Below are 8179 nucleotides of genomic sequence, written 5' to 3' on the forward strand. Positions count from 1 at the left end.
TGACTCATTTGATGAATCACTTGGCCGACTTGAAAGTCAGGCATATCCATCGGAAATTCTTCTTCCACTGGCATATCTCTCACTTCTTTAACTTCAATAATTTTCCCGCCATCTTCAGTCGTTTTTTCCGTAATGGTTCCGTCTTTTTTTATGATAGGTGCTTCTTGTCCATAAATAGCGTACAGGATAATTCCCACGACAGATAAAAAAGTGAGTATTAACAATACTTTTTGGATTTTGGTCAATTTAAATGGTCCGCTAGTTTCCTTCATATTCCCCTCCATTGAGCCACTGAATTAAAATTTCAAAAAGGTAATATCTACATTTTACTGTAAGAAACTTACATCATAAAGAGATTTTTCAGATAATTACGTATAATAGCTACAGTTCTGAAATGAACAACAAAAAAGACTTACTAAATCTGATTCGATTAAGTACGTCCATATATTAATTTTTTTACCATTTCAATAAAAATACAGCTTATTATGATTACAAAATCAATAATACAGCCCCACAATAATTTCAATATGTTGTTATTTTAACAAAACAAAAACCACTCAATCCATTGATATGAGTGGTTTTTATAGATGGAGTATATCGGGTTCGAACCGACGACCTTCACACTGCCAGCGTGACGCTCTCCCAGCTGAGCTAATACCCCTTTATCAAAATATTTGGTACAATAATTAGTATATAGCATGATAGTTAGTTGATACAAGAGGCGAGAGGGTGGCGAAATGCAAAAAGTGCAACAACATGCAGAGCGTGAAATTATTACGCCCATTGCATTATGCGATTCCAAAGGAAATTTGAACCCTGCAGCAATAGGTTTTTCCCGAAAACCGTTAATCGATAGTAATTTATCCGGACATTTTATGCGCAAGAAAAAATGGAATTACTGGTGTGTGTATGGTGAAGATATTTTATTTTCAGCAAGCATTCGCCATTTGGATTACGCAGCGGTTTGTTGTGTATATTTCCTTGATTATGAAACTCAACGCTTTTTTGAGAAGACTATTACGATTCCATTGGGTCAACGTGTACAAATGCCGAATCAAGTACTTGAAACTGTGAAATTTTCAAATAATGAAATGAGTGTTCAGTTGTTCCATATGCAAAATGAAACGCATATGACGGTTACCATTCCCGACTTTGATGGTGATTTGCTCCATGCGGATTTACATATTGAGCATCCTGAAAATGACGATACTTTGAATGTTGTCATTCCGTGGAATCGTCAACTCTTTCAATATACGGCCAAGCATCATACTCTACCGACGCGCGGTTTTGTGAAAATTGGGGACAAGCGTTATTCATTTAATCCTGAAGATAGCTATGCCGTGCTGGATTATGGTCGCGGCGTTTGGTCAAGAAAAGCTTCGTGGAACTGGGCGATGGCCTCTCAACGTGTCGGCAAACAACGCATCGGCCTTAACTTAGGCGGAAAATGGACAGATGGAACAGGTATGACGGAAAACGCAGTATTTGTCGATGGTCACATGTCAAAAATCTCAGAAGATGTCATTTTTTCTTATGATGATACCAATTATATGAAACCTTGGCATATCCGGTCGAAATTTTCACGTGATGTCGATTTGACGTTTACCCCATTTTTCAAACGTGAAGCGAAGATAAACGCTCGTCTCGTCACATCAGAAATCCATCAATTAGTCGGTTACTATCACGGCTTCGTTTATTTGGACGATGGCTCTCGCCTACCTATCACACAATTGCTAGGAAGTATCGATGAACACAAAGCTAAGTGGTAATTAGTAAAGTGGAGAGCACTTCTGTTCCTCAATAATGGTACAAGAAGAAATATATATGTTTTGCACTATCCAAGCATTTTTCCTATTTAGGAAATTCTTGCTGATGGTGCTTTTTTATTTTTGTTAATAAAAACATTTCTTTTCACTTTGATGCCACATTGGCTCATGTCCTTAAGCATAAAATAATTCATCTAAAGGAGGATGAATATTAAGAAACAATTAAAGATTTTCTTATTTGCGTACATATTCTTTTGGCTGCCTACACAATTTGCCGGAGCTGAAGAAATAAAAGTAGAACCGAAAATTTCTAAATTCAACATTGAGGCATTATTTGATGATTCCAAGGACTTTTATAGTAATCAATTAATTGTAACCTTCAAAGCTTCAGCTACAGGGAGCGAAAGGAAACAAATTCTGGACTCCGTAAATGCAAAAGAACTTTCGATACAAGTAAATGGAAAGTTCGCCCTGGTTTCAACACCAAAGAGCTCTGATTTATCCGCAGTGGCGAAGGAATTATTGAAACATAAACAAGTCGAATTTGTTGAACCAAACTATCAATTGGAAAATACGTTTAGACCAAAGGATCCATCGTATTCAAAACAATGGCATTTAAAGAAAATTCATGCCTCCAGTGCTTGGGATCAAACAAAAGGAAGTTCTGGAGTTATTGTTGCTGTAATTGATCAAGGTGTTCAAACAAATCATCCTGATTTAAAAGGAAAATTTGTCTCTCCTTATAATGCAGTAACCGGAGGAACCTCCTTTTATTCCCGAGACCATGCAACACATGTTGCAGGCATTATAGCGGCATCCTTCAATAATTCGGGAGGTGCCGGAGTCGCCCCGAATATTAAAATCATGCCAATCAATGTTTTTACAGGGGATTCCGCGAGTAGCTATGATGTTGGTGAAGCCATTATTTATGCCGCTGACCACCATGCTGATATCATCAATTTGAGTCTTGGTGGGAGCTATAACTACGCAATGGATTACGCCACACAATATGCAAAAGCTAAAGATGTATTGATGATTGCTGCTGCAGGTAATGAAAGAAGTTACGAATTGAGTTATCCCGCTGCACTTGATGGCGTTATTGGGGTTAGCGCCACTGATTCGAATGACGAAATTACCGAGTTCTCAAATTATGGAAGTTACATTGATTTAGCTGCCCCTGGCGAAGGTATTTTTTCTTCTCTTTCCGGAAGTAAATATGGAGCATTGGACGGGACGTCTATGGCGGCCCCCGTTGTTTCAGGAGTTGCTGCTTTGGTTCTTTCTAAAAATCCTTTGTTAACCTCTGATCAGCTAGAAAAAATCCTTACTAAGTCTTCAGTCGATTTATACCATAGAGGCTGGGACGATTTTTWTGGATATGGTCGCGTTGATGCATATCGGGCACTTCAATTCACTACTTCAGCCATATCAAATCTCAAATTATCCTCTACAAAATTTACGATGAATGGATCAAATAAGACTGCTTTTTCATTTGAAGGTGTTAAAGGTTCAAAAATCTCGTTGTATCTTCAGAACTCGAAAGGCACCACCATCAAAAAATTCGTTTCCTATAAGGATTGGTCCGGGGGCAAGTTTTCGGCATCATGGGATGGAAGAATGGATAATGGCATGTATGCTTCCACCGGTACTTATAAAATAATAGCTGCAGTGAGCGGCAATGGAGAAAACCTTCATTTATCTGCTACTTTGAAAGTAATTGATAAAATAGTTCCATCTATTAATTTATCTGGATCAGTCAACTATTCCCCAACTGTTACTGGAAAATTAACTGTTCCCTACGAATTGAATAAGAATGCTAAAGTTACTGCCTTTATTAAAGATAAAAATAATAAGATCATTAAGTCCATCTTAAACAATTCCTCTGTTTCAAGAGGTCAAAGGACTGTTCAGTGGAATGGGAAAGACAGCGAAGGTAACCAAGTAAAAGATGGAGTTTACAGCCTCGAAATGTCACTGGTTGATGCCAACAAAATAAAAGGCACCTCTCGCAAGTTCAGCATCACCGTGGACACAATAATTCCAACAGCAAAAATAGCTTTGTCTTCGGAACTGATGAAGTTAAATGGGTCTTTGCTGAATATGGGCAAAATCGATGTGAGTGAAACCGTATTTTTAACCACTTATGTTGCAAATGATATGGGAGTTAAAGTCAGAAAAATTGATACTGAGAAATCCATTAAAAAAGGAGCATATTCATTAAGTTGGGATGGAAAAAATGACAATTCAGAGTTTGTAGCTGAAGGAAACTACCACTTATTAATCGAGCTTCTTGACAGTGCTGGAAATAAAGCTTCTTTGAAATCCACTACTTTCGCCTTTCAGGATTGGAATCAGCCCGTTATTGAAGGCGCTGCAAGTTACTTTTTTACAAGTGACGGAAAACAATCTTTTTCATATAAACTAAGCAAGCCCGGCATTGTCACCATTCAACTATTCAAGAATGATAATTTGGTAAGCACGATTGAGCAGAATGTTCCCAAATCCCAAGGAAATCAATCATTCGTTTGGGATGGAAAAGACCAGTCTGGAACAATCCTTCCAGACGGACAGTACTCTTATAAAATTTCAATTGTGGATGCATATAACTTATCCCAGACATACAAAGGAATTATGAATATTGCTTTAACGCAAATTGAAATTCAATATCCTACTGTTGTTCAGTTTATTGATGACGATACAGCAGAAATCTTCTATAAGTTATCTCAACAAGCAAATGTCACAATAGAAATTTATGACGGCAATGCCAAGATACGGACTATTATTAGTGACAAGAAAACTGACAAAGGAATTAATCATTTTATATGGGATGGTTATGATGACAATGGTGATCTGGTCTATTCAGATGAATTAATATATAAAATAAAAGTCATCAATACTTCAGGCAACGAACAAACAGTATTGGGAAAAATCACAAATGATGACCTACCGATTTGGCTGGTGGATCACAAGTACACTTTTTCTTCATCAGATAATTATTCTACCTACTACACGCATCTAAAATTGACACTGGTTGTAAAGGCTCCTGTAAAAGTTGAATTATTTGTATGGGATTCCAACAACGACTTAATCGACGAAAAAGAATATAACTTAAAAAATGGCATCAATAATTTAGTCTATACCAAGTTCCCTGTTGCCTCTGTGAACACTTACGGGTTGCTATATACAGACTCTTTAGGCAATCAATATTTCTTTACGATTGAAGAAGCATACTAGAACTATTTGCACAAATGCGAAAGGGAATCTCCATATCACTGGAGATTCCCTTTTATTCTTATCGCTAAAACCCTTTTTCAAGAGCCTTTACCGACCGCTAGCAACATTTTCTCTGGATAATCAGTAAAAATCGCATGTATACCAATTTTCTGCAAAGCAATCGCATTCTCAACATCATTCACGGTGTAGACGCGAAGGATTGCTCCTTTTACTAATGCCTCTTTCGCCATTTTGCGAAGGGCAGTCGGAAGGAATATATGCAGAGCGTCCGCTGGAATAAAACGTGCATAGTCATATGCATCCACCAGTACCTCCATAGTCAATATGGCGACTTCAATATGAGGAGCTAGTTTCTTAAAATCATGGACTGCTTCGTGATCAAACGACGAGATGACGACCCTTTCCGCCATTCCCATCTTTTCAATCACGTGCAGCACTTTCTCCCCCATGCCTTCATATGGAAATATATCTGATTTCAGTTCGATATTGATGTGATGTGTTGTTTGTTGGAAAACTGCTAATACTTCTTCTAGAGTAGGTATCTTCTGTCCTGCAAATTCACTTCCAAACCAGCTACCGTAGTCAAAAGCACGCAGTTCCGCTAACGTTAAGTCTTTTACATACCCTACACCATTGGACGTACGGTCAATTGTTTCGTCATGAATTACGACTAGTTCTCCATCTTTTGTTAGATGGACATCGAATTCTACTCCATGAATATCGAGTCGGGCAGCTTCTTCAAATGCAGCGAGTGTATTTTCAGGAAACGTGCCTGATGCACCGCGATGTGCATAAATCTTCATGTGACGACCTCCTTAAATTTCTGTACGTAAAGTCCATAGTTCCGGGAAGAAATATTGGTCCAGCACTTTTTTTAAGTAATTCACACCTGAAGAACCACCTGTCCCCATCTTAAAGCCAATGATTCGTTCGACTGTTTTCATATGTCGGAAACGCCACTGTTGCAGCCAGTCTTCGATATCCACGAGCTTTTCCGCTAATTGATAGAGTTCCCAGTATTGATCGACATCCCGGTAGACAGTCTTCCATGCTTCCAATACACTGTCGTTTGGCTCATAAGGAGTCGATACATCTCGCAGAAGCATTTCTTCATCAATAGGAAGACCTGCACGAGCCAGCTTTCTGATCGCCGCATCGTATAAACCTGGTTGATGGAATGCATCTGTCAACGTGTTCAGCAATGCTTCATCTTTTTCATAGATTTTCAGCACATGCTTCGTTTTATAGCCGAGTGCAAACTCAATCATACGATATTGATACGACTGGAAACCACTTGCATTGCCAAGTGACGAACGAAACTCCATGTATTCCGCAGGTGTCAAAGTGGACAGTACATCCCACCCTTGTATGATTTGCGTCTGAATCTTCGATACGCGCGCTAATTGTTTGAACGCTGGTTGCAAATCGTCATTTTCAATATTTTTATTGGCTGCACGCAATTCATGCAAAATCAGCTTCATCCATAACTCTGAAACTTGATGAATCATAATAAATAATGGTTCATCGTGGTGATCGGTTAAACCGTCCTGCGCTGTCAGTAATTTATCGAGATGAAGGTACTCCCCGTACGTCATGTTTTCTTTAAAATCTGTATGTAGTCCTGCTTCTCCAAGTGCTGCGCGGTTTTGACCGTTTTCCATTGGTTTCTTATCCATATTAAAATCCCCTTATGGCTCTACTTTCACTCAACTCATCTAGTTGTATTATGACATGAGATTTACTACTTTAACAGACTACTTGAATTTTTTGAAAATTCTTATTGCATGAGATTACCAAACTATGGTACAATTCTATTCTGTTTTCAAACCCCAACATCTTCGAAAAAGCGCAATGCGCCTTTTTAGCTCGTCACCGGCACTGGAAGAACCGATGCGAAAGCCTGATTTCGCCTGAGGTTCTGGCTTAGGTGTGAGCTGGCGCATGGAGCTAGACATTTCATAATTGCAGGACGCAAAATCTTCATATCGGAGGACTGTATGACACAGAAACATCCTGATTTTGAGCAAGAGCAAGAGCGCCTGACCTACACTAAACACTATATGCAACAGTTACTCGATGAATCGAAACGTGATGTGAAATCAGCACAGGAAAATATACGTCACGCAATGGCTGATTTAGATTATTTGGATTCCAGTTTAAGCTACATGAACATTTTAACTAACGCACGGTTTTTTGAAATGGCCCGCTCTCAAAAAGAAGGACTGGAAGCCATTCAGCAAAAACCTTATTTCGCACGCATTCATTTCCAAAAAGACGGCGAAGACAGCGAAATGCTGTACATCGGAAAAACTTCTTTATTCCATAGGGAAACGCAGGAACCGATTATTGTAGACTGGCGTTCTCCAGTGGCGAATGTGTATTACGATGGGCGACTCGGGGATATCGAATACGATGTACGGGAAGACACTTTTACCGGTCACCTATTTTCAAAACGCCAATATACCATTGAAAAAGGCGAATTGCAGTCCGTACGCGACATCGATTTAACGACCAATGATGAGCTTTTGCAAGAAGCACTTTCAGGTAAAGCGGATGTTCGCTTGACTGAAATTGTATCGACCATTCAAGCTGAACAAAATGAAATTATTCGTGCTCATTTAAAACAACCCATTATTGTGCAAGGCGCGGCAGGCAGTGGAAAAACGACCATTGCATTACATCGAATTTCCTATTTCCTCTATACGATGGGCGAACATTTCCCAGCCGAAAAGTTAATGATTTTAGCCCCTTCCAAACTGTTTATGGACTACATAGCAGATGTATTACCTGAGCTCGGTGTCGGTCAAATATGCCAGACAACCTACTCTGAATATGTCTTGAACGCCACGGGTATAAAAGTGAAACTTAAAGATGTGAATTTGAAGCTTTCAGCATTAACTGAACAAGAAAACCCTGATGAAATGATGCTTTGGATATCTCAAATGAAAGGCTCTCTTTCCTATACACTGTTAGTAGACGCCTTTCTATATGAATATGAAAAATTGATAGCCAACCAATTCGAAGATATATATATTGAGAAATACTGCATTATGCGTGGTTCGAAATTAAGAAACTTATTCTTGTCCGATTTTTCCTATATGCCACTAGAAAAACGGTTGGAACGAATCAAGACGATCTTGCAATCGCATGTGCGACAAAAGAAAAAAGAAATCCTGAAT

The 8179-nt window shown here is 38.8% G+C and carries 5 protein-coding genes, 1 tRNA gene and 1 pseudogene; 3 read left to right on the plus strand and 4 right to left on the minus strand.

Annotation, left to right across the window (positions count from 1 at the left end; all coding sequences use genetic code 11):
• Both AC1DSB_RS10525 and AC1DSB_RS10530 read right to left on the minus strand, forming a co-directional pair.
• A pseudogene (locus AC1DSB_RS10525) lies at window positions 1-272 on the minus strand (DUF6241 domain-containing protein); the annotation flags it as partial.
• A 316-nt stretch (window positions 273-588) separates the two neighbouring features.
• Window positions 589-661 (minus strand) — tRNA-Ala (locus AC1DSB_RS10530).
• Between the two features lie 76 nt (window positions 662-737).
• Here AC1DSB_RS10530 and AC1DSB_RS10535 point away from each other — a divergent pair.
• Both AC1DSB_RS10535 and AC1DSB_RS10540 read left to right on the plus strand, forming a co-directional pair.
• Entirely contained in the window at window positions 738-1769 is a 1032-nt protein-coding gene (locus AC1DSB_RS10535) for a DUF2804 domain-containing protein (RefSeq protein ID WP_477530814.1), read from the plus strand.
• Between the two features lie 201 nt (window positions 1770-1970).
• Window positions 1971-5000 carry a S8 family serine peptidase gene (locus AC1DSB_RS10540; protein ID WP_477586688.1) on the plus strand — a complete coding sequence of 1010 codons (3030 nt, stop codon included), beginning with the start codon at window positions 1971-1973 and terminating at the stop codon, window positions 4998-5000.
• A 77-nt stretch (window positions 5001-5077) separates the two neighbouring features.
• Here the strand turns inward: AC1DSB_RS10540 and AC1DSB_RS10545 are convergent, their stop codons facing one another.
• Both AC1DSB_RS10545 and kynA read right to left on the minus strand, forming a co-directional pair.
• Window positions 5078-5803: a glycerophosphodiester phosphodiesterase gene (locus tag AC1DSB_RS10545; protein ID WP_477530812.1), complete on the minus strand. Its 726-nt coding sequence runs from the start codon at window positions 5801-5803 to the stop codon at window positions 5078-5080.
• 12 nt (window positions 5804-5815) lie between these two features.
• On the minus strand, window positions 5816-6676 hold the full coding sequence (kynA, locus tag AC1DSB_RS10550) for a tryptophan 2,3-dioxygenase (protein WP_477530811.1): 861 nt from the start codon (window positions 6674-6676) through the stop codon (window positions 5816-5818).
• 321 nt (window positions 6677-6997) lie between these two features.
• On the opposite strand from kynA, the gene AC1DSB_RS10555 reads away from it, so the two are divergent.
• Window positions 6998-8179: HelD family protein (locus tag AC1DSB_RS10555; protein ID WP_477586689.1), on the plus strand; the 1182-nt coding region annotated here is incomplete at its 3' end.

The organism is Paenisporosarcina sp. P4_E4_2, assembly GCF_056401595.1.